Annotated in this window: 26 protein-coding genes and 1 pseudogene; 17 read left to right on the top strand and 10 right to left on the bottom strand. The window is 67.4% G+C overall.

Features of this window, described 5'->3' with window-relative positions:
* Position 1: 1 nt before the first annotated feature.
* Entirely contained in the window at positions 2-526 is a 525-nt protein-coding gene (locus tag B9C99_RS10445; protein WP_088897776.1) for a DUF1269 domain-containing protein, read from the bottom strand.
* A 3-nt stretch (positions 527-529) separates the two neighbouring features.
* Positions 530-844 (bottom strand): three-helix bundle dimerization domain-containing protein, encoded by a 315-nt coding sequence (locus B9C99_RS10440; protein WP_309137501.1) that lies wholly within the window; start codon positions 842-844, stop codon positions 530-532.
* A gap of 117 nt (positions 845-961) precedes the next feature.
* On the opposite strand from B9C99_RS10440, the gene ppk2 reads away from it, so the two are divergent.
* From ppk2 to B9C99_RS10425, 3 genes are read left to right on the top strand one after another with little or no spacing between them, the layout of a single operon-like run.
* Positions 962-1861: a polyphosphate kinase 2 gene (gene ppk2, locus B9C99_RS10435; RefSeq protein ID WP_088897774.1), complete on the top strand. Its 900-nt coding sequence runs from the start codon at positions 962-964 to the stop codon at positions 1859-1861.
* A gap of 30 nt (positions 1862-1891) precedes the next feature.
* Positions 1892-4672 carry a cation-transporting P-type ATPase gene (locus B9C99_RS10430; protein ID WP_088897773.1) on the top strand — a complete coding sequence of 927 codons (2781 nt, stop codon included), beginning with the start codon at positions 1892-1894 and terminating at the stop codon, positions 4670-4672.
* A 9-nt stretch (positions 4673-4681) separates the two neighbouring features.
* The gene (locus tag B9C99_RS10425) at positions 4682-6397 is read left to right on the top strand and encodes a SulP family inorganic anion transporter (protein ID WP_088897772.1); all 1716 of its coding nucleotides are present in this window, start codon (positions 4682-4684) and stop codon (positions 6395-6397) included.
* Here the strand turns inward: B9C99_RS10425 and B9C99_RS10420 are convergent.
* The gene (locus B9C99_RS10420) at positions 6382-7791 is read right to left on the bottom strand and encodes a hypothetical protein (protein ID WP_088897771.1); all 1410 of its coding nucleotides are present in this window, start codon (positions 7789-7791) and stop codon (positions 6382-6384) included. The genes B9C99_RS10425 and B9C99_RS10420 overlap by 16 nt on opposite strands.
* A gap of 197 nt (positions 7792-7988) precedes the next feature.
* Between B9C99_RS10420 and B9C99_RS10415 the strand changes: the two genes are divergently transcribed.
* Both B9C99_RS10415 and B9C99_RS10410 read left to right on the top strand, forming a co-directional pair.
* Positions 7989-8438 (top strand): DUF6325 family protein, encoded by a 450-nt coding sequence (locus B9C99_RS10415; protein ID WP_033096760.1) that lies wholly within the window; start codon positions 7989-7991, stop codon positions 8436-8438.
* Between the two features lie 32 nt (positions 8439-8470).
* A complete protein-coding gene (locus tag B9C99_RS10410; protein ID WP_088897863.1) occupies positions 8471-8773 on the top strand; it encodes an SHOCT domain-containing protein in 303 nt (100 codons plus the stop codon).
* 395 nt (positions 8774-9168) lie between these two features.
* On the opposite strand, the gene B9C99_RS10400 is transcribed toward B9C99_RS10410, so the two are convergent.
* Positions 9169-10533, bottom strand: coding sequence for an MFS transporter (locus tag B9C99_RS10400; RefSeq protein WP_301179091.1), 1365 nt, complete (start codon positions 10531-10533; stop codon positions 9169-9171).
* A 208-nt stretch (positions 10534-10741) separates the two neighbouring features.
* Between B9C99_RS10400 and B9C99_RS10395 the strand changes: the two genes are divergently transcribed.
* The 3 genes from B9C99_RS10395 (at position 10742) to B9C99_RS10385 (ending at position 13732) form a co-directional block, all read left to right on the top strand.
* The gene (locus tag B9C99_RS10395; RefSeq protein WP_088897769.1) at positions 10742-12544 is read left to right on the top strand and encodes a glycoside hydrolase family 15 protein; all 1803 of its coding nucleotides are present in this window, start codon (positions 10742-10744) and stop codon (positions 12542-12544) included.
* Between the two features lie 313 nt (positions 12545-12857).
* Positions 12858-13058 (top strand): cold-shock protein, encoded by a 201-nt coding sequence (locus tag B9C99_RS10390; protein ID WP_033096757.1) that lies wholly within the window; start codon positions 12858-12860, stop codon positions 13056-13058.
* A gap of 32 nt (positions 13059-13090) precedes the next feature.
* The gene (locus B9C99_RS10385; protein WP_088897768.1) at positions 13091-13732 is read left to right on the top strand and encodes a helix-turn-helix domain-containing protein; all 642 of its coding nucleotides are present in this window, start codon (positions 13091-13093) and stop codon (positions 13730-13732) included.
* A gap of 319 nt (positions 13733-14051) precedes the next feature.
* Here B9C99_RS10385 and B9C99_RS10380 read toward each other — a convergent pair whose 3' ends face one another.
* From B9C99_RS10380 to B9C99_RS26265, 3 genes and pseudogenes are all read right to left on the bottom strand, one after another.
* Positions 14052-14381 (bottom strand): hypothetical protein, encoded by a 330-nt coding sequence (locus B9C99_RS10380; protein ID WP_088897767.1) that lies wholly within the window; start codon positions 14379-14381, stop codon positions 14052-14054.
* 7 nt (positions 14382-14388) lie between these two features.
* The gene (locus B9C99_RS26270) at positions 14389-14610 is read right to left on the bottom strand and encodes an ANTAR domain-containing protein (RefSeq protein ID WP_261380119.1); all 222 of its coding nucleotides are present in this window, start codon (positions 14608-14610) and stop codon (positions 14389-14391) included.
* 18 nt (positions 14611-14628) lie between these two features.
* Positions 14629-14784, bottom strand: a pseudogene (locus tag B9C99_RS26265) (GAF domain-containing protein); the annotation flags it as partial.
* 177 nt (positions 14785-14961) lie between these two features.
* Here B9C99_RS26265 and B9C99_RS10370 point away from each other — a divergent pair.
* From B9C99_RS10370 to B9C99_RS10335, 8 genes are all read left to right on the top strand, one after another.
* Entirely contained in the window at positions 14962-17352 is a 2391-nt protein-coding gene (locus B9C99_RS10370) for an ATP-dependent DNA ligase (RefSeq protein WP_088897766.1), read from the top strand.
* Between the two features lie 43 nt (positions 17353-17395).
* Positions 17396-18073, top strand: a complete 678-nt coding sequence (locus tag B9C99_RS10365; protein WP_088897765.1) for a response regulator transcription factor — start codon at positions 17396-17398, stop codon at positions 18071-18073.
* A complete protein-coding gene (locus B9C99_RS10360) occupies positions 18057-19280 on the top strand; it encodes an ATP-binding protein (RefSeq protein WP_253250031.1) in 1224 nt (407 codons plus the stop codon). Before B9C99_RS10365 ends, B9C99_RS10360 begins: the two co-directional genes overlap by 17 nt.
* On the top strand, positions 19277-20299 hold the full coding sequence (locus B9C99_RS10355; protein ID WP_016692217.1) for a hypothetical protein: 1023 nt from the start codon (positions 19277-19279) through the stop codon (positions 20297-20299). Before B9C99_RS10360 ends, B9C99_RS10355 begins: the two co-directional genes overlap by 4 nt.
* A gap of 148 nt (positions 20300-20447) precedes the next feature.
* The gene (locus B9C99_RS10350; RefSeq protein ID WP_016692216.1) at positions 20448-20720 is read left to right on the top strand and encodes a LuxR C-terminal-related transcriptional regulator; all 273 of its coding nucleotides are present in this window, start codon (positions 20448-20450) and stop codon (positions 20718-20720) included.
* Between the two features lie 44 nt (positions 20721-20764).
* Positions 20765-21931, top strand: coding sequence for an ATP-binding protein (locus B9C99_RS10345; RefSeq protein WP_253250030.1), 1167 nt, complete (start codon positions 20765-20767; stop codon positions 21929-21931).
* Complete coding sequence (locus tag B9C99_RS10340) at positions 21928-22941, top strand: hypothetical protein (protein ID WP_088897763.1); 1014 nt, start codon at positions 21928-21930, stop codon at positions 22939-22941. The genes B9C99_RS10345 and B9C99_RS10340 overlap by 4 nt, the downstream gene beginning before the upstream one ends.
* Positions 22942-22952: 11 nt before the next feature.
* On the top strand, positions 22953-23282 hold the full coding sequence (locus tag B9C99_RS10335) for a YnfA family protein (protein ID WP_006551592.1): 330 nt from the start codon (positions 22953-22955) through the stop codon (positions 23280-23282).
* A 69-nt stretch (positions 23283-23351) separates the two neighbouring features.
* Here the strand turns inward: B9C99_RS10335 and B9C99_RS10330 are convergent, their stop codons facing one another.
* From B9C99_RS10330 to B9C99_RS10320, 3 genes are all read right to left on the bottom strand, one after another.
* Complete coding sequence (locus tag B9C99_RS10330) at positions 23352-23804, bottom strand: hypothetical protein (protein ID WP_059381724.1); 453 nt, start codon at positions 23802-23804, stop codon at positions 23352-23354.
* 94 nt (positions 23805-23898) lie between these two features.
* Positions 23899-24672, bottom strand: coding sequence for an amidohydrolase family protein (locus tag B9C99_RS10325; protein WP_016692211.1), 774 nt, complete (start codon positions 24670-24672; stop codon positions 23899-23901).
* A gap of 55 nt (positions 24673-24727) precedes the next feature.
* Positions 24728-25711 carry a YafY family protein gene (locus B9C99_RS10320; protein WP_016692210.1) on the bottom strand — a complete coding sequence of 328 codons (984 nt, stop codon included), beginning with the start codon at positions 25709-25711 and terminating at the stop codon, positions 24728-24730.
* Between the two features lie 99 nt (positions 25712-25810).
* On the opposite strand from B9C99_RS10320, the gene B9C99_RS10315 reads away from it, so the two are divergent.
* A complete protein-coding gene (locus tag B9C99_RS10315) occupies positions 25811-26182 on the top strand; it encodes a VOC family protein (RefSeq protein WP_232622120.1) in 372 nt (123 codons plus the stop codon).
* Positions 26183-26199 lie beyond the last annotated feature (17 nt).

The raw sequence follows: 26199 nt of genomic DNA, 5'->3' as shown, positions 1-26199 counted from the left end.
GTCAGGGATTCCGGTCGGTGCCGCGAAGGTCGGCGATGGCGATCCCGGTGGTCCTGGAGACGATCCGGCGGGCCGATCTCATCTCGTCGGCGACCCGGTCGGCGAGGTCGACGTCGTACACCGCGACGACGCCGGCCTGCCCCGCTTCGAGGGTCTGACCGAGCTCGTCGACGTCTGCGCGATCCATTCGTTCACCGGCATGCCCGAGCAGTGCACCGAGCGCCGTTCCGCCGGCCGTGGTGCCGACGAGGCCGATACCCACCGGCGGGAAGAGTGCGGCCACCACTCCCGCGGCCAGACCCCAGCCGAGACCGACTGCCGCGCCGTGACGGGTGTGGTGCTCGTGCTTCTCGACGACGCGGACCTTCCCGTTCTCGTCCTTGACGATGACGGACGCGTCGAAGTCGTGGAACGGACGCACCTCACGGTGGAGGCGTTCGAGGTGCTCGAAGTCGGCCACGGCGTCGTCGACGCGGTCGTATGCTGCAGCGCTCACAAGCAGCATGTCGTGCTCGTGCTTGCTCACGTCCTACCTTCCGACATCCGGAATCGCGGGCGGAAGAACGGAATCGAGAATCGTAGGTTCGGAGAGTTCACGTTTCACCGCCTTCTCGACGAGGAGCGGAACGAAGTCTCGGACCCTGCTCGTGGCGAATCGGCGATAGACGCCGTGCACCGCACGTGCGATGTCGTCGGGAGGAACGAGCGGATATCGAACGATCAGGCGTTCGATCACCTGCTGGATCTGACGGAACTCGTCGTCACCGCTCATCGGCCAAGCGTGACGTCGGCCCCGAGATACGTCAAGGCTCGAAACGGCATCGGATGCACCGTTTCCGGGCACGATTCGGCAACACCTGCGGCACGTGGTGGCCGGTCCGCATTCATCGCTCCGAACCGATCGTTCTCCCACGAACGCGGGGTCGGAGGCGGACAATGGGTGAACGTCCGAGGGAGAACCGTGGGACACAAGACGGGGCACGAGAAGCACCGGAAGAGATCGCCGGAGAAGTCGCTCACCGCGCGTTCCGATTCCGGCGCTCTTCGTCCCCCCGGTCCACCGCAGCAGGGCGCATCGCCGGTCCGCGAACCCATGAAGAACAAGGAGTACCGTCGCCTGCTCCGTCCGTTGCACGCCGAACTCGTCGCCGTGCAGGAATGGGTGAGATCGTCCGGAGTTCGTATCTGCATCCTGTTCGAGGGTCGCGACACCGCAGGTAAGGGTGGTGTCATCAAGGCGATCACGGAACGAGTGAGTCCCAGGGTCTTCCGCGTCGTCGCGTTGCCCGCACCCACGGAGCGTGAACGGTCTCAGATGTACATCCAGCGCTACGTACCCCACCTGCCGGCCGGAGGTGAGGTCGTGATCTTCGATCGCAGTTGGTACAACCGCGCCGGCGTCGAACGAGTGATGAACTTCTGCACGGAGGAGGAGGCACAGCATTTCCTCCAGATGATCCCGACGGTCGAACGCGCGATCGTGGACTCCGGCATCATCCTTCTGAAGTACTGGCTGGAAGTGAGCCCGGAGCAACAGACGCTGCGCTTGCAGAGTCGCATCGACGATCCTCGCAAGACCTGGAAGCTGTCGAATCTGGATCTGGAGTCGTACACACGCTGGTACGACTACTCCCGGGCACGGGACGAGATGTTCCACTTCACCGATACCGGTTGGGCTCCCTGGTATGTCGTCGACAACGACGACAAGAAACGTGGTCGTCTCAACGTCATCGCCCATCTGCTCGACCGGATCCCCTACGAGCCGCTCGAGCGCCCCGATCTGGTTCTGCCGCAGCGGCAGGACGCCGATGGGTACACGGCACCGACCCAGCCTCTTCACTGGATACCCACGCTCTACTGAGGCTCTTCCGGTAGGGAAGGACGAACCGCGATGGCCACTACGAGATCCGGACCGGACCGAGCGAAGCATTTCGTCCCCGATCGGGAAGAACCGTCCTGGTATGCCACCGACGCCGCCGACGTGATCGCAGCGCTGTCCTCCGACGAACGATCCGGTCTCACCACGGCAGAGGCGGACGAACGTCGCCGACGCTTCGGACCCAATACGATCGTGTCCGAACCCGCACCGTCCACGTGGACGATCGCACTGCGGCAGGTACGGGATCCGATGAACCTGATGTTGATCGCCGTGACGGTGGTCAGCATCGTGATCGGGGAGATCTCCACCGCACTCGTCGTCGTCGTCCTGGTCGCACTCAATGTGGTGCTGGGCACGCGGCAGGAAGTGAAGGCCCGTGCGAGCGTGGACGCCCTCGCGAGAATGCAGACTCCGCAGGCGCGAACGATCCGCGACGGAGTGTTGAGCGAGATCGGGGCCACCGACCTGGTGCCCGGCGACATCGTGCAACTCGAAGCCGGCGACCTCGTGCCCGCGGACGGACGTGTGATCACGTCGGCGACGCTCGAGACGCAGGAAGCAGCGCTCACCGGAGAAAGTGCACCCGTTCCGAAGGACCCCGCGACCCTTCCCGTCGGTGACGTGCCCCTGGGCGATCGCTCCGACATGCTGTTCCAGAACACATCCGTCACTCGTGGTACCGCCAGGATGGTGGTGACGGAAACGGGCATGGACACCGAAATGGGCCGGATCGCGTCGATGCTCTCGGCCGTTGCTCCGAGCAAGTCACCGTTGCAACGCGAACTCGACTCGCTGACCCGGCTGCTCGGCGTCATCGCCTGGACCGCGGTTGCCGTCATCGTCGTCATCGGCGTGATCCGTGGGCAGGATCTGACCACGGTGCTGTTGCTGGGCATCGCCATGGGGGTGTCGGCGATCCCGACCGGACTGCCGACCTTCGTGCAGGCGATGCTCGCTTTCGGTGCCCGGCAGCTCGCCGAAGCGAAGGCCGTCGTCAAGAACCTTTCCGATGTCGAGACCCTCGGTGCCACGAACGCGGTCAACTCGGACAAGACCGGTACGCTCACGATGAACCAGATGACCGTGCGCTCGTTGTACTTCCACACCCGGTGGTACACCGTGGACGGTGAGGGATACAGCAAGACCGGGCGGATCACGCGTGCCGCCGGCGACGAGCTGCCCGATTTCACTCTTCTCGCATACGGATTGTGCCTCGACAGCGATGCCACGGTGTCCGACAGCGGAGTGGTTGTCGGAGATCCCACCGAGGCGGCTCTGGTCGTGCTGGCCGCCAAACTCGGCATCGACGCCCCGCTCACCCGCCGGTCGTATCCCCGCGTCGCCGAAGTGCCGTTCGACTCGGCGTACAAGTTCATGGCGACGTTCCATCACCTGCCGGTCGACGGTGCCACACGGTTCGTCGAGCTCGTCAAAGGCGCCCCGGACGTGGTTCTCGCGCAGTGCGGCAGCGCCTTTCGCCCTGGACGACGAGCGGTTCCGCTCGACGAGGTTCGTGACGACATCCTCGCGGCGAACCGAGCCCTGTCCGAGAAGGGACTGCGGGTCCTGGCGTTCGCGGCCCGTCTCGTCGACGGGCAGGAGGAAGCGGTGCGGATCGATCCGATGTCGTTCGTGGACGATCTCACCTTCGTCGGGATGGTCGGCATCATCGATCCGCTTCGGCCCGAAGCGATCGAGGCGGTGCGCACCGCGCACGCGGCAGGTATCGATGTCCGCATGATCACCGGCGATCATGCGATCACCGCCTCCGCGATCGGCGCCGAGCTCGGTCTCGGACCGGGCGTCGTCAGCGGACCCGACCTTCGTGCGATGCCCGACGAGGCTCTGGCGGCAGAACTTCCTAACCTGCACGTGTTCGGTCGGGTCACTCCCCAGGACAAACTCCGACTCGTCGATCTCATGCAGAAGGGCGGTGCGGTCGTCGCGATGACCGGGGACGCCGTCAACGACGCCGCAGCTCTGAAGAAGGCCGACATCGGAGTTGCGATGGGGTCGGGCAGCGAAGTGACGAAGCAGGCCGGAAGAATCGTGCTGACCGACGACAACTTCGGGACGCTGGTCACTGCGATACGCCTGGGACGCAACATCTACGAGAAGATCGTGTCCTACATCCGGTACCAGATGTCGAAGCTGTTGTCGCTCGTCCTGCTCTTCCTCGTCGCGAGCATCTTCGACATCAACGACGGCGTCGCCCTGACCCCGTTGATGGTGCTGTTCCAGCACTTCTTCATCACGTTGTTCCCGGTGGCCGTCATCATGCTCGACCCGCCCTCGCCGGATCTGATGAGCAAACCGCCTCGCGACCCGAACACACCGATCGCCAACAGGGCAGCCTTCGTGCAGTGGTCGTTCTACGGAACCCTTCAGTTCGCCGTCGCACTCGCGGCGATGCTCCTCGCTCCCGGTGAGATGAGCACGACGGAGCCGACCGTGGCGATGACGACCGCGTTCGTCGTATTGTCGTTCGGATCCGTTCTCGCAGGACTGTCCATGCGACGCGATCCGGAATCCGGATTCTCCGCGCCGATCGTGGGCGCCGTCCGGATCCTGGCGATTCCGGTGGTGGTCACGGTGTTCGCCGTGGAGTTGGGATTCCTTCAGGACCTCCTCATGACGACGTCGCTGACGGGTGCTCAATGGCTGGTCTGTATCGGCTGGTCGGTGATCATTCCGGTCGTGGTGGAAGCGGAGAAGGCGGTTCGACGTCGCCGACGCTCGCCGGACCTGTCGATTCCCGCGCCTGCGGCGGTTGCTCCTGCGCGGGCCCACTGAGGCGGGGTCATGCCGCGGATCGAGGGGCCGGGGGCGCTACCCGGAATCGCCACGGCTCGTGCCTACCGCCGTGAATGGTTGAGACCGGACATCACTGCCGGCCTCGTGCTCACCGCGCTGCTCATTCCGGCCGGGATGGGTTACGCCGAAGCGGCCGGATTGCCCGCCTATGCCGGGCTCTATGCGACCATCGTTCCGCTCCTGGCCTATGCGGTGGTCGGCCCGTCGAAGATCCTCGTCCTGGGCCCGGATTCCTCGCTCGCTCCGCTCATCGCTGCGGCCGTCCTTCCGCTCGCCGTTGCGGACGATCCGGAGAGCGCGCTGGTCTTCGCCGGGGTACTCGGCGTACTCGTCGGCGTGATCCTGCTCGTCGGAGGTTTCCTGCGCCTCGGCTTCGTCACCGAACTGCTGTCCAAACCGATCCGGCTGGGTTACCTGAACGCCATCGCCCTCGTCGTCATCGTCGGACAGCTTCCGAAACTGCTGGGCTTCTCGGTCGACGCGCCCGGTCTCCTCGGAGAGATCCGGGAGATCGCAGAGACCGTCGTGAACGGTGGGATCGACCCCGTCGCAGCGGTTATCGGGCTCGCCTCCCTCGCGGTCATCGTGGGCTTCCGCTTGTGGTTGCCACGGATCCCGGGAGTCCTGGTCGCGGTCGTCGCAGCCATCATCGCCTCTGCCGCACTCGATCTCACCGACGACATAGGGATGGTCGGTGCGCTACCCGACGGACTTCCGCTCCCGTCGTTCGGCGGTGTCGAGTGGTCGGACGTGGCCCGGCTCGTCGGACCGGCAGCCGGCATCGCGCTGATCGCCTTCGCCGACACCGGAGTGCTCTCCCGCACCTTCGCCGCGCGACGAGGCGAGAACGTGAACGGGAGCACGGAGATGAAAGCGGTGGGCGTAGCCAACATCGCCGGGGGACTGTTCGGAGGGTTCCCGATCTCGGCGAGCGGATCCCGGACACCGGTTGCCGAGCAGAGCGGCGCGCGAACCCAATTCGCGTGCGTTGTGGGAGCGGTCGCCGTTCTCGTCTTCGTTCTCGTCGCTCCGGGGTTGACCACCTATCTACCCGATGCGACGCTCGGCGCCGTGGTGATCGTCGCCGCCACCGCACTGGTGGACGTCCGGGGAATGGTCCGGATGTGGCAGATGAGCACGGTCGAGTTCGGGCTGGCCGTCGCGGCCTTCCTCGGGGTCGCTCTGGTGGGCGTGCTGCAGGGCATCCTCGTCGCGATCGGTCTGTCCTTCGTCTCGGTGGTCGCGCGCGCCTGGCAGCCGTATCGCACCGAGCTCGTGCGGACCGCCGATCGTCCGGGATTCCACGACGTAGAACGTCATCCCGAGGGCAGTCGTATCCCGGGTCTGGTGATCGTCCGGTTCGACGCCCCGCTGTTCTTCGCCAACGGGGAGATCTTCGATCAGTACGTGCGGTCGGTGGTGGCCCGAACCGAAGCGCCTGTCGAATGGGTGGTCATCGCGGCCGAACCGATCACGGGACTGGACACGACCGCCGTCGACGAGCTCGTCGACCTCGACGCCTATCTGGAAGGCAACGGCATCCGCCTCGTGTTCGCCGAGATGAAAGGGCCGATCAAGGACCGGCTCATCAGATTCGGGGTGGGCGACAGATTCGACCCGAGCCGGTTCCATCCCACCCTCGAGGACGCGGTGGACGCCTTCATCGGCAGGACCGGTCGCGGCAACGATCAGGTCGTCGGTTGATCCTCGGTCGTCGGTCGGTCCTCCGGCGTGCGGGCCGGCCTGATCACCAGCTCGAGGGCGAGCAGTGCCAGAACCGCACCCAGCACGATGAACGCAACCACCAGCCCGGTGGGGTAACGCCAGAACATCACGAGCAGTGCAGCCACTCCGATGACGACCGCCCGGATTGCAACGCGGGCACGGAAGGCCGCTTCTTCGAAGGTATTCGGCGGGCGAGGCCGACGTAGCCGCTGGACGGCATCGAGGCCGCGGCCGAATCCGCGACGGACCGTCAGGGCGGAGGACGAGCCACCGGTGAGGTAGGCACCGAGAGCGATCACCAGTCCGAGCACCGCGACCGCCCGAAGGCTGGTCCGCAGCGGCACCAGCACCGCATCGATGATGGCGGCCGCCGCGTCCGGCGACAGGACGTCGGGCGGGACATCGTCGAGATACAGCGATCGAGCGATGATGAGCGCGACCGCCAGAACGAACATTCCCACCACCAGGGCGAGGCCCACGAAGGCGAGTGCGCGTAGGCGACGGCCGGGCGGCGCGACAGCGACTGCGCCGGCAGCAGCGGCGAGGGTGATCCAGGGCAGCACATCCGAAACGTTGTCGAGAGTGTTCACGGCCCGCTGCGCCCGGACGAGTTCCGGTGATCGGAACAGGACCAACTGCTTGTCGACGCTCGGGATCTTCTCGGCGAACGTGAAACCGCGGTCGAGAAGACGTCCCTTCACGTTGTCGATCACCGTGCCGAGCGAGATGCTCACCGTGCCCGAATCGTCGACCGTCACCGACGACGGTCCGAGGTTCCCGGTCACGACCGCGACCAATGCGTTGTGGGCGCCGCGGTGGGCCTGGATCCACAGATCCTCGAACTGCTCGCTCTGCACGAGCGACAGCACCGTCTCGTTGACGAAGTTCCGCGCCTGCCCGGTGATCACCGGTGCCAGTCCCTCGACGGCGCGGTCGACGCGCGGCGCGTTCTCCGTGGCCGGAACGGCATCGGTGAGAGCAGCCAGAGCATCGGTCGTCAGACCTTCGACGTCGACGCGCGTGAAGATCTCGTCGGTGACGGAATTCGCGATCTGTGCCTGGATGGCGGGATTCGAGCCCAGTGGGGCGACGGTGGTCACGTACCGGTCGGTGTCGAGGATCTCGCTGCGCACGAAGCGTGCGGTGACCGAGAGGACAGCCAGAACCGCGACCAGCACGGTGAGCAGCGCAACCGCAGCCCAGCGCCATCCGTGTCTCGCGGGCCGCGGCTCGGGAGCGGGCTCGCCCTCGACGACGGCTCGCTCCCGAAGCGTGGCGACCTCCGCACGCAACCGATCGAGTTCGGCGCGTTCGTCGTCGTCCAGCCGGCCCGGTCGGGGCTCGTCACCGCCCGAGTCGATGTTCGTGGTCATCCCTGCATCGCCCCCTTTCGGGGCCGGATCCAGTATGCGCCGCTGCGGATCGCTCCGGCAGGAATTTGGACCCTATTCGCTTCAGAAGTGGCCGTCGGGCGGTCATACTCGACGGGAGGGGGATCTGTTCTCGACGACACCGACGGAAGTCGGCTCCCGGCTTCCGTGAACGATCTTTCATCGAAACGAGGCTCCAGGTGACCGATTCGGATATAGACGAGATGGGCCCGGTCGACTATCTCGTCATCGAATTCCCAGCCGACCGACCACCGAACGGCTCTGCGCTACCGCTGCTGCTCGACCTCGTCGAGCGAGGCATCATCCGGGTGCTCGATCTTGCGTTCGTCCGCAAGGACACCGACGGTTCGGTCACCGGGATCGACATCTCCGAGGTCGGACTCGAGGGAGAAGTCGACGTGACGTTGTTCGCGGAGGCGTCTTCGGGCCTGCTCGGCGACACCGACTTCGACGAAGCGGGGGCCGCGCTCGAGCCGGGCTGCTCGGCGGCCGTGCTCGTCTACGAGAACACCTGGGCTGCTCCACTGGCGCGGGCACTGCGTCGCAACGGCGCCGAACTCGTCGCATCCGGGCGTATCCCGGTCCAGAGCATCTTGGCTTCGCTGGAGAAGCTCGACGTCGAAATGTGAGTCGAGCGAACGAGATACATGAGGAGATCGACATGCCAGGACTACTCCGCGGGGTGGCTCGCACCGCAGTGGTAGCGGGGACGGCGACGGCCGTCTCCAACCGCGTCTCCCGTCGACAGGGAGAGCGATGGGCATCGCAGGGGCAGGCCGTCTACGGTCGTCCGGCGCAGTACGCGCCCGAACCCGAACCCGTGCCCACGCCTCCTCCGGCCGCCTCACCTCCGGGTGGAACGGACCGCATCGCCGCGCTGAAGGACCTCGCCGAACTGAAGGCGCAGGGCGTGCTCACCGAGGCCGAGTTCGAGAGGGAGAAGGCGCGAATTCTCGGATCCTGAAATACGAGTGCGGCATCCGGTGCGAGTGGCTACGACCGTTCCGACGCGACGATCGATGCGATGGGACCGGGCTCGTGGGCGACTGGAGGTGCACAGTACACCGGATCGGCGAGCCGGCCGACCGTCTGGCGAGGCTGTCGTTGGTGCTCGCGGACGAACTCACCTCGGCGGAGGTACAGGATCGTGCGCGTGCGCTCGCCCGTGAGCTCTTCGGGCACGACGTGGACGTCGGGGAGGTCGAGCCGGAGAACTGGTCGTCCCCACGGCCACCGTCCACCCGGTCACCGTCGATTCGGCCGCCGTCGACATGATGCCGTACCGAGGACGCACTGCATCGGTTGACGGAGAGCATGTTTCGTCCGGTACGTCTCCGACTTTTCTTTCCGATGCAGTCGTCACCGTGCTCCGGATGCGGAAGGCGCTGCACTCGAGCTCGAGGGAAGGAGTGCGGACGCAACGAGTCCGACGAGCCCGATACACGCCAGCACGATCATCGCGGCCGCATACGAACGGTCCGGGGTGGCGAGGCCGACGACGAGGACGGTACCTGCCACGGCGGTGCCCAGGGACGAACCCAGATTGGACACGCAGCGCGACAGGCCCGAGATCTCACCCTGCTGTTCCTCCGGGAACGCCGACTGCACGACGTTCACAGAGGGAGTGAGCATCGCACCCAGTCCGACGCCGATGAGCAACAGACCCGGGGCGAACGCCCATGCGCTGGTCCATGCACGCACCAGCAGGAGCAGAACCACGATGCCGGCGAGGGTGACGACGAAGCCGCTCATGATGAGGGAGCGCTGTGAATGCCGGGCGGCCAACCGTTCGGCCAGCAGCGAGGAACCGAGGATGCCGGCGGTCGCGGCGGTGAAGATGACGCCCGTCTCGATCGCGTTGTAGCCGCGGACCACTTGCAGGAATGCCGAGACGACGAACGCGACACCCATCAATAGCAGCCACTGGATGTTCTGAGTGACGAGCGCGAGATTCGACGTGCGATTGCGGAACAGGCCGGTCGACAGCAATGGCACTCTGCCGGACCGTTCGAAGCGTCGTACGTGCAGGAAGAACCCCACGATGAGCAGGATTCCGATGCCGATTAGGCCGGCGGACACCGAAAGCGCGTTGTCCGCCTGGAGAATCCCCATGACGACGCAGACGAGACCTGCGGCGGACAGGACGGCACCGATCCCGTCGAAGGGGGTGGTCGGATCCGGGGGAAGGGGGTCCTCGAGTCCTCTGCTCAGAACGACGATGGCGGCGACGATCAGTGCCTGGAAGACGAAGGCAGCCCGCCAGTCGATCGCGGTTGTGATCAATCCACCGATCAACGGCCCCGCCGCGGCGCCGATCCCACCCATACCGGTGATCACGCCGAAGGCCCGTGCCCGGGACTTCATGTCGGTGAAGAGCATCGTCGTGAGGATGTAGACGGGTGGGATCAGCAGTGCGGTGCCGATTCCTTCGAAGATCGAGTTGCCCAGGATCAGGATTCCCAGACCCGGTGCTGCCGCACTCAGGAGGGCTCCCACGCCGTACAGGACGAGCCCGGCGACGAAGCATCGCTTGCGGCCCCATCGATCCGTCAGCTTCCCACCCGGAATCATGAACGCCGCCATGACCAGAAGGAACACGGTGATCGCGGTCTGGACACCCTGCACCGTGGTGTCCAGATCGACGCTGATGTCGTTGATCATCACGTTCATGTTCGAACCTGCGAAACTGCAGATGAACTGAGCGAGGGCGAGTGGAAGCAACATTCGCCGGATGGGGGCGGACGGTCTCGCCACCGGATTGTCGGTCATCTCGTACTTCCCGTCGCGAAGGACGTCGCCGAAACTCTGCACGTCATGATCCACCGCGGTGGTGCACAGTGGCGTCGACGAGTCGAAACCGTGACCTTGACCTCGCATCCGAGACCAGAGGAGGATCGAAGGACTCGACTCCTCTTCTCGCGGGGGTACCGCCATGCTTCTCGAGGACTACGGCTTCATCGGTGACCTGCAGACCTCCGCGCTCGTCGGCCGGAACGGCTCGATCGACTGGCTGTGCATGCCCGCCTTCGACTCCGGATCGTGTTTCGCGGCCCTGCTCGGCGGCCCGGAGCACGGACGCTGGCTCGTCGCGCCCGAGGCGGAACCCGTGGCGGTGAACCGCCGCTACGTCGACGGCACCCTGGTGCTCGAGACCGATTTCGAGACCGCGGACGGTGCCGTCCGCCTGATCGACTTCATGCCTCGCCGGGGGTCGGGTCCGCCTCGGTTGGTCCGCATCGTCCAGGGTCTGCGCGGTCGGGTGCCGATGCGGATGCATCTGTCCTTGCGTCCCGACTATGCGGCCGTCACTCCATGGGTCGAGGCGGTGGCCGACGGTGCCGTCGCGACGGCCGGCCCGGATGCCTTCCATCTGTGCACGACGGTACCGTTGGAGATCCGTGCCGGGACCGTCGAATCCGAGTTCGTCGCCGTGGAGAGCGGCCGATACCGATTCGCTCTGGACCGGTACGCATCCTTCGAACCGGCCCCCGTCGTCGAGGATGCCGAATCCGCGCTCGCGCGCACCGTGGAGTGGTGGCGCGAGTGGACCGGCCGGTGCACCTACAAGGGGGCGTATCGCGACGAGGTGATCCGGTCTCTGATCGTCCTCAAAGGGATGACCGACGAGACGACCGGCGCGATCGTGGCGGCCCCGACCACTTCCCTGCCCGAAGCTCTCGGCGGGGTACGCAATTGGGACTACAGATACTGCTGGCTGCGCGACTCGGTGCTGGCACTCGAGGCGCTGCTCGCCGGCGGATACACCTCCGAGGCCCTGGCCTTCCGTGACTTCCTGCTCCGGGTGGGGACGGGTGATCCGGCCGATATCCAGATCATGTACGGGATCAGGGGCGAACGCCGGCTGACCGAGTTCGAGGTGGATCATCTGCCCGGTTACGAAGGGTCGGCACCTGTGCGGGTCGGTAACGCCGCTGCCGAACAGTTCCAACTCGATGTGTACGGCGAAGTCCTCAGCGTGGCGTACAAGGGGGCCGAGGCGCTCGGCAGGATCGAGGCGCGAATGTGGCCCCGATGGCAGGCGGTGATCGAGCACGTCGAGAAGATCTGGCGGGAACCCGACGACGGGATCTGGGAAACACGCGGTCCCCGCCGGGATTTCACACAATCCAAGGTGATGGCCTGGGTCGTCTTCGATCGTGCCGTCCGGCTCGCGGAGGGGTTCGGGCTCGACGCTCCTCTCGAACGGTGGAAGCGGACCCGCGACGAGATCCACCACGAGATCTGCGAACGTGGATACGACCCGGTCCGCGGCACGTTCACGCAGTACTACGGTTCCGCGGAACTCGATGCCAGTGTGCTGCTCATCCCGCTCGTCGGCTTCCTGCCTCCGACCGACGACCGGGTCACCTCCACGATCGACGCGATCCGGAACGAACTCGGTCGCGACGGCTTCGTATCCAGGTATTCCACGACGCACACCGACGACGGGCTTCCGGGAGACGAAGGCCAGTTCCTGGCCTGCTCGTTCTGGTTGGTGAGTGCGTTGGCGCTCAACGGCCGGGTCGACGAGGCCCGCGCATTGTTCGAGCGGTTGCTCGGACTCGCCAACGATCTCGGACTGCTCGCCGAAGAGTACGACGTGCACGCGGGACGGCAGGTCGGCAACTTCCCCCAGGCATTCAGTCACCTCACCCTCGTCGGCGCGGCCTGTGCGATCACCGTCGCCGAACGGGCACAGGCAGTGGATCCGGTCGACGGAGCACCGGCCGTATGACCCGACGTCATCCGAATGTCATGTGTCCGTAAGCTCTTCGCACAAATGCGTGCGTGCTGTATGTATCCTGTCGGCACCCACAGTCCGGATACGCCCCCGCGATCGTCGGTGTCTGTCCGTCGAACGAACTACATTGGCACGTGGTGAAATCGGTAGAAATCGTACGAATGTCGCCGATTCGGCGTGGACACTTCCCCGGACCCGCCAGCCACGTTTCAATGACAGGTGCAGAGGGGCTGTCGGGAGCGCAGGGGATACGCTTCCGCGTCACTGCTCCGTCGGGGACAACGCGAACGGTGGCAGGGGAGCGACAATGGAACATGGTGTTGTGCTGTGGTTCGACGCGGGTCTGGGGCACGGGTTCATCCGTGACGACGACGGTACGGAGATCCTGGTGCACTACTCACAGATCGACGGGAGCGGCTACCGCTTCCTGACCGGTGGCCAACAGGTCCGTTTCGAGATCGGTTACGGGATCTTCGGTCGACATGCGGTCAACGTGCAGGTGTGCTGACATGCGGGACGTTCGGATGGTGTGATCGGGTGATGGGCACACGGGCGAACGAGTGGGCGGAGGGAACCTACCGTCCTGCTGCGGTTCCGACCGAGGAGCAGGTGTGGGCCTCGCGGGCCGCGATCGAGCGGGCCACGGGCGTGCTGATGGAGCGGTACGGACTCGATGCCGAGCAGGCGAAGGAGACCCTGGTCCAGGCTTCCCGTCGCGCCGCCGTGCCGATGGTGCAGTTGGCGGACGGCGTGCTCACGTCCGATCGGGCGGGTGAACCACCCTCGATCCGGGAGGCCCTGGAGGCCGCATCGACGCCTTCGGCATTGCGGAAGGCCGTCGCGTTCATCGAGTCCGAAGCGGCTCGTCCGATCAGGCTGGAGGACATCGCGGCTGCCGCCGGAATCGGGGGCCGTGCCCTGCAGTACGACTTCGTGCGTCATCACCGAACGACGCCCATGCAATACCTGCGGTCCGTACGGCTCGCGCGAGCTCACCGGGATCTGCAGGCCGCCGACCCGAACCGCGAGACGGTCACGTCGATCGCTGCACGGTGGGGCTTCTCCTCGCCCGGACGATTTGCGACGCAGTACCGGTCCGTCTACGGCCGGACGCCTCGTGTGACCCGGTCGGGCAGGCTGTGGTCCGATCGAACTACTGCCGATCCTGCAGAAAACGAATAGACTGCACCGGAAGCGAACCATGCGTTCGCTGTCGACTCTGCCGGCGGGGTGCGCGACTTCCGACGCAGGGGGTCGGATATGTCGATCTGCCCCGTCGGCAGTGCCTCGAGTACGCACAATCGGTCCCGGTGAGGGCATTTCGGCGTATGCTCAGGACATCGGTGATCGCCTGTCACCCCCCTGCACGGACGATCGCCGGCGCCGGGTGGATCAGAGGTAGGCCACCCGGGCGATGCCGAACCCTGTCGCCCATTTCCCCCTGCTCGGGTGGCAGGGTTTCGGCGCGCCGCAGGTCGTTCGGCACGCGGGCGTCATCACTTCAGCGGTCGGAATCCGGCCCCGTTCCTCGTGATTCGCCGGGATCGTCGTCGCCGTCGTCCACTTCGGGGAGGGACACGGGGAGTTCGGCTGCATAGGGCGCACGGGGTGGCGCGATCTCGTCGAGGCGTTCGTTGATCGCGTGGGCGATCAGATCGTGCTGCACACGGGAGAGGGGAAGCAAACCGTTGAGATACGCCTCGATCTCCACCTTCCCCACCTCGCCGCCGAGGGCGAAGTAGCGGAGCCACAACTCCTCGACACCGAGCTCGGAAGCGCGGAGTGCAGCGAGGAGTTGCCGGCGATGCTCGCCGTCGGGAAGGTAGTTCATCGCGGCGTCAGACCGTCTCGGTGTGGGTCGACGCGACTATCTCAGCTGCCACCTCCCGTACGGCGATGCGTCGTTGCGAGGACAACTCCAGCAGTCGCTGCACGGCACGATCGGCATCGAGGTTCTCGCGCAGCATCACGATTCCTTTGGCGGTGGCGATCAGGTCGCGGTCGCGTAGAGCCTGCAGCAACCGCTCCTCGAGCGCTTCGGCTTCCGACAGGGTGTGCATGTTCGCCAGCAGGATCGCCGCCTGGTCGGCGAAACGTCCCAGGATGTCCTCACTGTCTGCTGTATAGACATGGGGGCGCGTGGAATACACCTTCAGCGCGCCCAGGGTCCGTCCCGCGTACTGCAGGGGAATGCTGAGCGACGCGCACATCCCCGCCTCCGCCGCGCGAGCGGACCACTCCGGCCAGCGGTGACCCCGTCATGCCCCACCTCCCCGCCGCATCGCGGTCGTGCACCACCGATGCTCCCGAACCTACCTCTTTCCGAAGCTTCGGCGTCCACGGACGTGCAGTCCCGATCGCCACCCTTCGACACCGCACCCGAACGCGTCCGAATTGGCAGAATCCGGAGTATGCCGACCCGGACGATCGACGGTCACCGCATCACCCTGACCAACCTCGACAAGGTGCTGTATCCGAGTACCGGGACGACGAAGGGCGAGGTCGTCGAGTACTACGAAGCCGTCGCGGAGGCGATGCTTCCCCACATCGTCGGCCGGGCAGCGACCCGTAATCGGTGGCCGAACGGCGTCGGCGAACAGTCCTTCTTCGAGAAGAACCTCCCCGACCACGCACCGGCCTGGCTCGACCGTCGCACCCTGCACCACAAGGACCGGCGGGTCACCTACCCGCTGTTCGATTCCGCCGCCGGGCTCGTCTGGCTCGGGCAACAGGCCGCCCTCGAACTCCACGTGCACCAGTGGCGTTTCGACGGAGAGAAGGCAGGACCAGCGACCCGCATCGTCTTCGACCTCGACCCGGGGCCCGGCGTGGGCCTGGTCGAGTGCGCGGAGGTCGCCCGCCACGTGCGCGACACCGTCGCCGAACTCGGGTGGTCGGCCTACCCGGTCACCAGCGGCAGCAAGGGCATCCACCTGTACGTCCCGCTCGATCGGATGCTGTCGTCGTCGGGGGCGTCGAAGGTCGCGAAGCAGGTCGCGCGCAATCTCGAGACCACCCTTCCCGACCTGGTGACCGCGACGATGGCGAAATCGGCGCGCGAGGGCAAGGTCTTCGTCGACTGGAGCCAGAACAACAGTTCCAAGACGACGGTCGCGCCGTACTCGCTGCGCGGTCGCGACGAACCATGGGTGGCGGCGCCGCGCAACTGGGACGAACTCGACGACCCCGACCTCGGGCAACTGCAGTTCCGGGACGTCCTCGCCCGCATCGACGAATTCGGGGACCTGCTCGCCGATCTCGACCCGCCCCTCGGCAAGGCTTTGTCCGGAGACAAGGCGGTGTCCGGAGACAAGGCCGTGTCCGGCGGTAAGGCAGGGTCGGGAGACGCCCTGGACACCTACCGCGGCAAGCGCGACGCGTCGCGCACCCCGGAGCCGGTACCCGACCGTGTCCCCGAGAACGGTCCCGGCAACAGGTTCGTCATCCAGGAGCACCACGCGCGTCGCCTGCACTACGACCTGCGGCTCGAACGCGACGGTGTACTGGCCTCGTGGGCCGTACCGAAGAACCTGCCCGACACCTCCGGGCGCAACAATCTCGCGGTCCGGACCGAGGACCACCCCATCGAGTACCTGACCTTCCACGGGACGATCCCGAAGGGCGAATACGGTGCCGGCAGCATGACCGTGTGGGACACCGGCACCTACGACACCGAGAAGTGGCGGGACGACGAGGTGATCGTGCGGTTCCACGGCGAGAGGGTCGAGGGACGGTACGCGCTGATCCGCACCGAGAAGAACCAGTGGCTGGCGCACCGCATGAAGGACCAGTCGACGCCGAGCACCGAGTCGGCGTCCGATGTCGATCCGGCCTCCCTCGTCGGGTCGTCGGGGTCCAAGGCCCTCCCGCGAGATCTCTCGCCCATGCTCGCGACCCAGGGTGACGTCTCGGGTCTCGATGCCGAACACTGGGCGTTCGAAGGCAAGTGGGACGGATACCGCGCCGTCGCCGAGATCGAGGACGGCACCGTCAGGCTCCGCAGCAGATCCGGACGCGATGTCACCGGCGACTACCGGAAACTCGTCGAACTCGCGACGATCCTCGACGGTCACTCGGCGGTGCTCGACGGGGAGATCGTCGCCGTCGACCGCTCCGGAGTGACGAGCTTCTCCATGCTGCAGCGGGGCGTGAACTACGAGTACCGCGTGTTCGACGTGCTGTATCTCGACGGGGTGTCACTGCTGCGCAAGAGCTACGACGATCGCCGACGCGTCCTCGAGGCGCTCGCCGCCGCGACGGACGGACTGATCGTCCCGGATCTGCTCCCGGGTGACGGATCGAAGGCCCTCGAACGCAGCAGAGCGAAGAACTGGGAGGGCGTGGTCGCGAAGCGCCGGGACTCCGTGTATCTGCCGGGCAAGCGCGGCGCCGGATGGATCAAGTCGAAGAACTGGCTCACCCAGACCGTCGTGCTCGGCGGATACCGCCGCGGCAAGGGCAACCGTGCCTCGACCTTCGGCTCCCTGCTGCTCGGCGTCTACGACGACGACGGCGAGTTCGTGTACGTCGGCAAGGTCGGCACCGGTTTCGACGACGAGACGCTCCTGTCGGTGGCGAAGGCTATGAAAGGGCACACGAGCCGCACGAACCCGTTCGCGAACGAGGTGCCGGCCGCCGAACGCCGCGATGCGGTGTGGTTGCGGCCCGAACTCGTGGGGGAGGTGCGGTTCGGGGGATGGACGGATGGGGACCGTGTTCGGCACGCGAGCTGGCGCGGTCTGCGCGACGACGTGGACGCGTCGAGCGTGGTGCGAGAAGAGGAAACAGGCGCTGACTGCTAACGTTCGTTCGAAGTCGGGTGATCGGGCATTAGGGGAGGCATCAATGGCCGAGGGCTCGCGTGGCGTCGTCCGTCGGATCGGTTTGGTCGAGGATCACGAGTCGGTCGCGCTCGGGTTCGCCGCGATGCTCGCCGACCAACCCGATCTCGAACTCGCAGGTACTGCCACCACCGTCTCGGGTCTGCTCGAGCAGATCACCGACCTCGACCTCGCCGTTCTCGACCTGCGCCTGTCCGACGGATCCTCGCCGAAGAGCAACGTCGAGCAGTTGCGCGCGGCGGGGCTCGAGACCCTGGTGTTCACCGGTGCCGAGAACCCCTATCTGCTGCGTTCGGCCGCCCGCGCCGGTGTGCTCGGGGTGGTGCGGAAATCCGAGCCCGCGGCCGTGGTGATCGAGGCGATCCGCGTGGCCGCCGCGGGAGGGCAGGTCGCCAGCACCGAATGGGCCGCGGCGATCGACGGTGATCCCGAACTCGACGACGTCGGTCTGAGTCCACGGCAGCTCGAAGTGCTCGAACTGTATGCGTCGGGGGAGAAGCTCGACCGGGTCGCCCGGCTGACAGGCCTCGCTCCGCAGACCGTCAACGACTACCTGCAGCGAATCCGCCAGAAGTACGCGGAGGCAGGTCGTCCCGCACCCACGAAGACGGATCTATACAAGCGCGCCGTCGAGGACGGATGGCTGCCGATGCCCGAACGGTCGGATGTCCGCCGTCGCTGACGAACCGGCCGGGGACGCCGGGGAGAAGTCGCACGATCGCAGCACCGCAGCCGCCGACCGGCTTCTCCGGATGTTCACGCGATTCGTCGCGATCGGATATCTCTGCTACTTCGCGTTGCTCGTGCCACAGATCCTCGAGGCGTCGGCACTCGTCGCGTGGTGGTGGACCCCCACCGCGACCGTCCTCATGTTCGGCTCCGGAGTCGCGCTCGGCTTCGCGTCGTTCCGCGGCTCGGTATGGATGCAGCGGACCGCAACCGTCAATGCGCTCGCCTACGTCGTGATGGTCGGGTTGTGGTTCGTGGCGTGGAACGGGACACAGATCCCGCAGGACCACTCGTTGTGGTTCACCGCCTTCCCCGGCCTCGCGTCGCTCGCGGCGGCGGTCGCGTGGCGACCCCGGCGGGCGTTCGTCCACATGCTCATCGCGGTCCTGCTCGCGCAGGGCGCGAACCACCTCGTCCGCGACGCTCCCTTCGGATACTTCCTGGCGCCCGACCTGGCGTTCGCGTTCGTCTTCTGCACGGTCTTCCTCGCGGCCGCGGTGGTGGGACTCGGCACCGGCCGCACCCTCGACGAAACCATCGCCGCCACCCAGGCCACGGCGGCCGCCGCCGCGGCGGCGGAAGCGCGGAACGCCGAACGCGCACGGTTCGACGCCCTGGTCCACGACCGGGTGATGTCCACCCTGCTGGCGGCGTCGCGCAACGCCCCCCGGGAGTCGCTCCTCGAGCAGGCCGAACGAGCGGTCGCCGAACTCGACGAGTTGCGGCGCGGCACCGATCGGGACTCGGCGCTCGACGCCGCCGCGGTCGTGGCGCGGCTCCGCTCGGCGGCGACCGAGGCCGACGAGGACGTCGTCTTCACCGGTCGTGTCGCCCCGGGATCCGGCGACGTCTCGTTCCCGCCCGAACCCGCGCGCGCGACCGCCGCCGCCCTCGCCGAGGCGGTACGCAACAGCGTGCGGCATGCCGGTAAGGACGCCTCCCGCACGGTCGAGGTGGACGTGGCACCGAGATGGATCTCCGTGCAGGTCGTCGACGACGGCAGAGGTTTCGAACCCGAGGCCGTCGACCCGCACCGGCTCGGTCTCGAAGTGAGCATCCGCGGGCGCATGCGCCGACTGGCCGGTGGACGGGCGGTCGTGCAGTCCGCTCCCGGCGCCGGGACCCGGGTGTTGTTGTACTGGCGGGATCCGGCCGCATGAACACGGCGAACTCGACCGTCTCCGATCTGCTGCAGATGCACAGCCGGCCCGCGCGGGCCTTCGCCGTCCTGTACGCGGTGACCTGCGTGGTGCTCGCCCTGAACACCGCGCCCCATGCGGAGGTCCGCTGGCCCCTCGCGATCGCCGTGATCGTGTGTGTGGCCGCCGCCTACGCGCTCGTCGCGGTGGAGGGGGATCCACTACCGGTGCGACCCGCACTGGCGATGACGTTCTCGGGCGCGATCGCGTCGGCGTCGGTGCTGTGGGTGGTGCCCGCCGATCCGGCACCGCACCCCATCGAGTTGTGGCCGTTCGGGATGTCCACGACGATCCTCGTGTTCATGTGCGTGCGGGGACGCACGGCGTTCGCCTGGTGCGGGATGCTCCTCATGCTCGTCGTCGCCGCGCTGTGGTCGCATCTCACGGGCCCCGGGTTCGGCTACGGACTGGGGCTGACGATCACGAGCGCGGGACCTGTGCTCATGGGCACCGTCTGCGCCTACACGATCCGCCCGCTCGCGCGGTCGATCTACCTGCTGCGCGCCCGATCGATGCAGCGGATTGCGGCCGAGTCCGCGGCCGCCGCGGCCCTGGAGGAACGTGATGCCCGGTTGAGCAGTCTCGACGCGTCGGCGCGTCCGTTGCTCAAACGGATCGTCTCGGGCGAACCCCTCGACGAGAACGAACGGATCGAGTGCGGACTGGTCGAGGCACGACTGCGCGACGGTCTGCGTGCGCCCGTGCTCCAGGTGCCCGAGGTCGACCGGGCCGCCGCTGCGGCCCGCCGGCGCGGCGTCGAGATCGTCATGCTCGACGACCACGCCATGGACTCGGCTTCTCCCGAGGTCCGGCGCGCCGTCTACCGGGAGGTGGTGGACGCGCTCGATTCGGTGAGCGAGGGGTCGGTGACCGTGCGTGTGTTGCCGCCGGCCCGCGCGGCGATGGTGACGATGCTCGTGAAGGGTGAGGATGTGCGCCGGATCGAGATCGGGCACGACGGCCGGCGCACCGGTAATTAGGCGAAACACCGATGCCCATATTTTCTTGGGCAGAGAAAAATCTGTCTGGGTAGTTGTCGGTTTCAACCGTTACGTTGTACCCACTCGAAACGGAGTTCGTCGGGGGACTCGGTTCGATCCCATGTATTCATCTCGGTAGGGACGCGCTATGACGACGATGCTCGAACACTCCCCGGCACAGAAGCCTGCGCCTCAGAAGCCCGCACTCTCGGCTCGCGAGATCGAGATCCTGCGGGCCTGGCTGCTTTGCGAGTCCAAGTCCGAGGCGGCTGCGAGCCTGTTCGTCACCGCAGCCACGGTCAGCACCCACATCGTCCGCATCCGCGAGAAGTACGCCCGTGTCGGGCGTACGGCGACCACGAAGACGGCACTGCTCGCCCGCGCTCTGCAGGACGGTGTGGTCTCCATCGACGAGCTGTGACCCGTCGGCCTGCCACCGCACGGGGTGGACACACGACGGATCCGATGAGCGCGGCCGACCGGATCCACCGGGTCTTCGGCCGGTTCATCAGTGCGGGCTACGTGTTCTACCTGCTGTTCGTCGTCCCCACAGCGGTGTCGCAGGCCCCCCTCACGGCATGGTGGTGGTTGCCGACGGCACTGGTCGCGATCTTCGGCACCGGAATGGCGCTCGGGGTGGCGACCTTCCTGAGCGATGTCCGGTGGGTCGGACGACTCGCCGCCGCCAACGCCGTCGCGTTCCTGGCCGCGGCGGTCCTGTGGTTCCCGGCCTGGACGGGGGAGGCCTCCCCGAACACGGCCTGGCAGGCGCTCTTCCCCGGAGTGGCAGGACTGTCCGCGGCGGCAGCGTGGCGGCCGCGGACGGCGCTCGCCTACCTCACGGTGGTGGTGTTCGTCGTGCAGACCACCAACTATCTGCTGGTGAACACCACGACGGGATACCGCTTCGTCCCGGAACTCGCGTTCGCGCTCATGTTCTGCGGGGTCTTCGCTGCCGCGGCGATCGTCGCCTTCCGCACGGGCGACGTCCTCGATTCCACCGTCGCGGCCACCGAGCGGTCCGTCGTCGCGGCGGCGGCGGCCGCGGCCAGGACGGTCGAACGCGAGCGGTTCGACGCTCTCGTCCACGACCAGGTGATGTCCACCCTGCTCGCCTCGGGTCGTGGCGCATCCGACGGTCCCGTCGCGGCCCAGGCCCGTCGTGCGCTGGAGATGTTCGACTCGCTGCGGCGCGGCGACGACACCGAGAGCAGCTTCGAGGCCGATAGGGTGGCGGCCCAGTTCCGCTCGGCGGCCTCCGAGGTGGACGAGGACGTCGAGTTCACGACCGCCACGAGCGTCGATGCCGGGCCGCACTACCCGGCCGACGTGATCAGGGCGGTCGCAGCCGCGCTGGCCGAGGCCGTGCGGAACAGCGTTCGCCACGCCGGCCCGGGCACGCAGCGTGCCGTGCACGTCGACCTCGGTTCCGGATCGGTCCGCGTGGTCGTCCGCGACGACGGCCACGGATTCGACCCGGCCCAGGTCGATCCCTACCGGATGGGCATCCGCGCGAGCATCCACGGACGCATGCGCAGCCTGGCCGGAGGCGACTCGCAGATCACCTCCGGTCCCGGAGGCACGACGGTGACGCTGTTCTGGCGCGATCCGGCAGAGCGTCGCGCGCCGTGACCACCGAACCGACCCGCGACGTGCGCGACCTGCTGGGGATGCGCACCACCGCCGCACGTGTGCTCGTGAGCCTCTATGCCCTGGTCTGCCTCGTGCTGGCGGCGTTCGGCGCCGAGCACACGTCCGCGAGCTGGCCTCCTGCCCTCGCAGTGCTCGTGTGCACGTTCGCGGCGTTCACTCTCATCACCGTCCCGGGCGACCCGCTGCCGATGCCGGCGACGATCCTGCTCGCCGCCACCGGGACGGTCTCCTCGGCGCTCGTCTTCTCGGTGTTGCCGGTGCCCTCCCCGGGAGGCATCGCGACCTGGCCCCTCGGGATGTCCACGGTCGTCTTCACCTTCATGTGCGTGCGCGGTCGCACGCTCGCGGCGTGGATCGGATTGGCCTGCATGATCGCGACCGCGACCTTCTGGACCTACGCCACCGGGCAGGGGATCGGCCTCGGCCTGTCGCTGTCGGTCGTCAACGCGGCCCCGGTCCTCATGTCCACCTTCTTCGCCTTCACCCTGCGCCCCCTCGCCGGATCCATCTACCTGCTGCGGGCGATGTCGTTGCAGCGCAGTGCGGAACAGGCGGCCTCGGCGGCAGCGATCGAGGAGCGCGACGCGCAGCTCGACCGGCTCGACTCCCTGGCCCGGCCGCTCCTCGAACGCATCGCGACCGGGGAGCTGCTCGACCCGGGCGAGCGACGCGCCGGCGTGCTGCTCGAAGCGCGTCTGCGGGACGGGCTTCGAGCGCCGGCCCTGCAGGATCCGCAGGTCGTCGAGGCGGCCGACGCCGCGCGCCGACGAGGCGTGGACGTGGTGATGCTCGACGATCACGGCCTGGACGGGGTGCCCCCGGACGAACAGGCCCGCCTCCGCCGCGCGGTCGCCGACGAACTCGACTCGGTCTCACACGGTTCCGTCACGGTGCGGGTCCTGCCTCCGGGACGCCGGGCACTCGTGACGATCCTCGTGCGGGGCGACTCGGTGCGCCGCATCGAGCTGGGCAAGGCGACGCAGGGCTAGAGTCACCTCCCGTGACCGTGCTGAAGTCGTTGCTGCTGTTCGCCGTTGCCGCCCTGTTCGAGATCGGCGGTGCGTGGCTGGTGTGGCAGGGCGTGCGCGAGCACCGCGGCTGGATCTGGATGGGCCTGGGCGTGATCGCTCTCGGCGCTTACGGTTTCGTCGCCACGCTCCAGCCCGACGCGAACTTCGGTCGCATCCTCGCCGCGTACGGCGGTGTGTTCGTGGCGGGTTCCCTGGTGTGGGGCATGGTGATGGACGGCTTCCGGCCGGACCGATGGGATGTCGCGGGCGCGCTCGTGTGCCTCGCCGGTGTCGCCATCATCATGTATTCGCCCAGGTGACGCTGCATCCGGCCTCACCTCGGTGAGGAGGCATCCGGCACAGAGGTGGCCGGATGCCTCGCCCGGACGTCACGGCACCACGACGCTGCCGACTGCGGGGGTCGAGTTGCACAGCGGTCCACTGCCGAGATTCACCGAACCGAAGACCGTCGCCACGACCTCACCCGGCCCGGTGTCGACCAGCGTCGACAGGTTCGGGTACGCACCGCCGAGATCGACGATGCCGGCACGGCCGTTGTTGCGGTTGAGCCATGCGACGCTGACCTGTCCCGCTGCCGGGACCGGCCACAGGGCTTCCCGCGTGGAGAACAGGACGTGGCCGCCGGGGATGCCCTCGTCCGGTCCGGGTTGCGCCGTGACCGAGGTGAACGACGCCAGGCTGCCCTGGTTGATGCAGCCGATGGTGATCGCCGTGCCCAGGGGCTGAGGGGGTGCAGCGGTGGCCACACCGGTGAATGCGATTGCGGCGGCGACGGGTGCCGCCAGGGCGAGAACTCGACGTGGAATTCGCAGTGCAGGCATGGTGCTGCTCCTCGGAAAGGGAAGGTCACGTCCGGGAGCCGACCGCAGCGAGGAATACCGCGGCGCGTCCCGCGCACCGATGACGTGCGTGAGTCTATCGAGACACCGAAGACCCAGGAGCGGTTTCGGTCTCGATCCGATACAGCTCGGAAGCATTGCGGCGCAGTACCGCGTCGGCGAGTTCGTCGCCGAGCACGTCCTCGACGAGGGTGATGTCGCTGTCCCGGAACGGTCGCGGTGCGCGGGTCGACGGCAGGTCGGTGCCGAACACGAGTGCACCGGGATTCACATCGACAACGGCGCGAAGCGCGTCGGCCACCGGGAGATCGACGCGCCCGAACCCTGTTGCCTTCACGTGGATACCGCTCTCCACCAGCCGCAACAGTGACGGCAGGCCCTCCTGGGACAGGCCCAGGTGGTCGACGGAGACGGCGGGCAGTGCCGCGATCGTGGTGTGCAGCTCGGCCAGATCGCGCGAATCGATGTACAACTCGGCGTGCCAGCCGACGAGATCGTGGACCCGCCGGGCGAGCCGGTCCAGGTCGGACAGCGTGGCCGATCCGCCACGGCGGACGTTGAATCGCACGGCCCGCACTCCCGCCGCGTCGAGCCGGGTGATCTCGTCGTCCGAGGCGGTGGCCGGAAGTTGTACGACGCCGACGAAAGTGGGCCCGAGCCGGTCGAGCGCGTCGAGGAGATAGCCGTGGTCGAACGCCTGGAACGACCCCGACACCACCGCGCCTCCGGTGACACCCAGATGCGCGACCCGCGCGAGATAGTCGTCGACGGTGAACGGTTCGGGCAGATAGCCGTCGTTCTCGACGAGGGGGAAACGCGGATCGATGATGTGCAGGTGGGCGTCGAACATCTCCCCACGATAGGAAGCCCGGTCCGGGCGGAACAGGGTTCGGATCAGCGGGAGTTCACTCGCGGCGGCGATGCGCGGTGTGACGGCGGAGGAGGGATTCGGCCAGTTCCGCCACGAGGTTCCGTGCCTCGGGTGGCCCGACGATCTCGATGTGCTCACCGAACTGCAGCAGTTGCCGCACACCGTCGATCGAGTCGTAGGCCACCGTGATCCGCAAGACGTCCGGTCGCGGCCCTGCGGTGCTCCCGCGCAGGCGGGCACCGAGGATGCGCCGGGCGAGATCGAGGCGGTTCGCCGCGAGATCGGCGGTGACGACGACGTCCTCGCGTCGTTCGAGTGCGTCGCCGAGTTCGCGTGCCAGGGCGGGCAGGGTGCGGCCGGGGGACAGGCGGCGCGGCCGGTCGAGCACTGTCCACGCACTCAGGCGGGTCAGTGCGAACAGTCGTGGTCGCCCCTCGTCGTCCGCCACGAGATACCAACGGCCGGCGCGGGAGAGCACACCGTAGGGATCGACGACGATCTCGCGTTCGTCGCGGTGCCCGCTCGAGCGGTACGTGATGGCGAGTTGCCGTCCGCGCCGCAGGTCGCGGGTGAGGGCAGCGACGTCGGCCCGGTCCTCGCTGGCGAACCATCCCCGATTGTCGACGGTGACCACCTCGGTCAGTGGCAGCAGGTCGTTCTCGCGTGCGGTGGAGGGCGTGCGCCGGGCGCGTGCGGTGAGCTTGTGGACGGCGTCCCGCGCGGCGGCGTCGACACCGAGTTGCCGGGCCCGGCCCATGTCGACACCCAGTGCGCGCAGGACGTCCACCTCGGATGCGTTGAGCCGGTTCAGGTCGGTCTGCCGGCCGGGGAGCATCACGATGCCGCCGTATCTGCCTCGTTCGGCGACCACCGGAAGGTCCGCAGCAGCAAGCGTTTCCACATCGCGCAACACGGTGCGCTCGGAGACTCCGAACTCCGCCGCGAGTTCGGCGGCCGTGACCCGTCTGCGGGCCTGCAGGACGACCAACATGCTCAGCAACCGCTGCGGCCGGTTCATCGGATGCGCGATCTCCTTTCGAAAACACGACAGGAACTGTCGGGTTTCGGTGTCACGGTAGTCCTCGAAGCCTTCACCGCCTACCGGAAGGAGAGACCGATGACCGTGTCGTCGCCCAACCTGTTCCTGATCTACGTGACCGATGTCGAACGCGCGACCCGCTTCTACAGCGACCTGTTCGCCATGACCCCGCAGATGACGACCCCGCGCTACGTCTCCTTCGAAGTGGCGCCGGGAGTGCTGTTCGCCCTGTGGTCGGGCCGCGCGGAGACCGTGGATGCGACCGCGCCGCGGTTCTCCGAGGTGGGCCTGATGGTGCCGGGCTCGGCCGCCGCCGTCGATGCGATCCACGACGAGTGGGCCGGTAAGGGGGTGACGGTCGTGGAGGCGCCGCACGACGAGGTGTTCGGGCGGACGTTCGTGGTCTCGGACCCGGACGGGAACCTCATCCGTGTCTCCCCGCTGGACTGAGCCTCCGCTCGACCGAC

This window comes from Rhodococcus sp. BUPNP1 (assembly GCF_002215235.1).
GTDB lineage: Bacteria > Actinomycetota > Actinomycetes > Mycobacteriales > Mycobacteriaceae > Rhodococcus.
Note: the sequence above shows the minus strand (reverse complement) of the source record. Positions and strands in the feature narration are given on the sequence as shown.